The organism is Streptomyces sp. NPDC055078, from assembly GCF_053607985.1.
In genome coordinates, this window is the sequence record NZ_JBSGUP010001030.1 from 1 (window position 1) to 1,799 (window position 1,799).

Consider the following 1,799-nt stretch of genomic DNA (forward strand, 5'->3'; position numbering starts at 1 on the left):
CCGGCCCCGGGACCGGACCCCAGGACCGCCGGCCGGGTCCCCCCGGGCCCGGCCCCGCGCGGGAAGGGGCACCCGGCCTTGGCCGCCGACGTCCGGGGGAACCCTCCGCCCGGCCCCGCGCGGGAAGGGGCACCCGGGGCTACCCCACGGCGTCCCCCTGTTCGTCCCGCGCGGGCGGCTCGGGGCCATCCGGCCGCACGGGACGGTCCGGCGGCTCCTCGCGCGGCTGGGGCAGCACGGGCTGGAGCACGAGCATCCGCTCGACCAGCCGCAGGAACATCGCCGCGTCGCGCAGCAGATCCTCGGCATCGCGGCTGCTCGCCGCGCCCGGTATGCCGGCCACCGCGCGCGCCCGGCGAGGGGCACCCGAGGCGAAGAGGGCGCTCCACTCGGACAGTTCGGGAGCCATCTCGGGGAGCAGCTCCCAGGCGCTGCGGATCGGCGCACGCCGCCCGCGCCGCGCCGGGGTGCCCTGTCCCCGGCGGGCCGGGGGCGGCGGACTGTCGGGGTAGCCACGGGCGGCGAGCACCGCGGCGGCGGTGCGCAGGGCGGCCAGATGGGCGGTGGCGTACCGTTCGTTGGGCGTTTCGAGCGTGGCGGCCTCGTCCAGCCCCGAACGCGCCTGGGCGAGGAGGTCGAGAGCGGCGGGTGGCGCCGAGGCACGCCGCAGGACGGGGTGCACATCGCTCGCGGGCCCGGTGGTCAGTGAGGGGACAGGGCCGGTGGCACGGCGCCGGTGCGCGGCTGCCGCGTGGAAGCTGGCCATGACGAACCTCCTGTCGTCGTGTGACGGCACTGTGGCCGTATGTGTCCATCGTGAGGGGACCCACTGACAATCGGCCCTGACCAGGGCTTTCACCTCAGACACCTGTGCGATGAAGCACGTCCGGAGGCGCCCCCCTGGCCCCGGGCCCGGGGGGAGGCGGCGCGGGCCGGGCGGGACTTGTCGCAGCACGCCCGGCGCGGACACCGGACCGGCCGCACCCCGGGCCTGGCGCTGCGAGGCCGTGGTGAGCCGGTGGGACCTGTGAGAATCGGCCCCATGGACGCGACTGCCAGCAGCAGCACCAGACGCCGGGCGACCCGGGCGAAGCTCTACGAGGCCGCCGTGACACTCATCGCCGAGCAGGGGTTCTCCGCGACCACGGTGGACGAGATCGCCGAGCGGGCCGGAGTGGCCAAGGGCACGGTCTACTACAACTTCAAGAGCAAGACCGAGCTGTTCGAGGAGTTGCTGCGGTACGGCGTCGGCCTGCTCACCGCCTCACTCCAGTCCGCCGCCGACGAGACGGCGGAGCGCGGCGGCACCAAGGTCGAGGCGCTGGACGCGATGATCCGGGCCGGCCTCGTCTTCATCGACCGCTACCCGGCCTTCACCCAGCTCTACGTGGCCGAGCTGTGGCGCACCAACCGGGCCTGGCAGTCAACCCTGCTGGTGGTGCGCCGACAGGCGCTGGCCGTCGTGGAGTCGGTGCTGCGCGATGCCGTCGGAAACGGCGAGCTGAGCGAGGAGATCGACATTCCGCTCACCGCGGCGGCGCTGGTCGGCATGGTCCTGGTGGCGGCGCTCGACTGGCAGTCGTTCCAGCGGGAGCGGTCTCTCGACGAGGTGCACTCGGCGCTCTCACGGCTGCTGCACGGGCGGGTGAGCGGGCGCTGAGGCGCAACGGCCCGGTACGCGGGGAGTGAAGCCCGGCGCGCGGAGACCCAGGGCACGCAGGGCAGGCGGGGCGCGCAGGGACCCGGGCGCGCGCGGAGACGCGGGGCACGCGGGGCCCCGGGGGCGGGGGGGCACGGAG

Annotated in this window: 2 protein-coding genes; one reads left to right on the forward strand and one right to left on the reverse strand. The window is 75.7% G+C overall.

What is annotated here, in order from left to right:
• Positions 1 to 139: 139 nt before the first annotated feature.
• The gene (locus tag ACWF94_RS39815; protein WP_453500072.1) at positions 140 to 766 is read right to left on the reverse strand and encodes an SAV_6107 family HEPN domain-containing protein; all 627 of its coding nucleotides are present in this window, start codon (positions 764 to 766) and stop codon (positions 140 to 142) included.
• A 276-nt stretch (positions 767 to 1,042) separates the two neighbouring features.
• Here ACWF94_RS39815 and ACWF94_RS39820 point away from each other — a divergent pair, with 276 nt between their 5' ends.
• A complete protein-coding gene (locus tag ACWF94_RS39820) occupies positions 1,043 to 1,660 on the forward strand; it encodes a TetR/AcrR family transcriptional regulator (protein WP_453500074.1) in 618 nt (205 codons plus the stop codon).
• Positions 1,661 to 1,799 lie beyond the last annotated feature (139 nt).